Here is a 274-nt window from a genome sequence, read left to right as displayed (position 1 = left end):
ATACAGACACGCACAATGCCTTGTTTAAGCTACTTGCACAGCGATATACTATTAGTGTGACTGCCGATTACCCCGAGACATTTGTCGACAGAAACCTATTTGTTGCAGCGCTATTCATCTATACCATATTGGACAAGAAGAACCCCAGTACACTTCAAGGTAGGTTCAATCCGGTGCAACTAGCCCGGGTTGTCAGTACTACCTATACGAAGTAATATTGTTTCTTGCCAGGCTGCGACATTTTTCTCGACGCTAGTTGCACTGAATTCCTCCG

General features: G+C 44.9%; 1 protein-coding gene. It reads left to right on the top strand.

The window, feature by feature from the left end:
* Nucleotides 1–215: hypothetical protein (locus MN204_RS20630; RefSeq protein WP_249872926.1), on the top strand; the 215-nt coding region annotated here is incomplete at its 5' end.
* Nucleotides 216–274 lie beyond the last annotated feature (59 nt).

It is taken from the genome of Oceanobacillus saliphilus, assembly GCF_023522835.1.
In the GTDB taxonomy this organism is placed as follows: domain Bacteria; phylum Bacillota; class Bacilli; order Bacillales; family Amphibacillaceae; genus Oceanobacillus; species Oceanobacillus saliphilus.
This window is presented reverse-complemented; position numbering and strand designations above follow the sequence as displayed.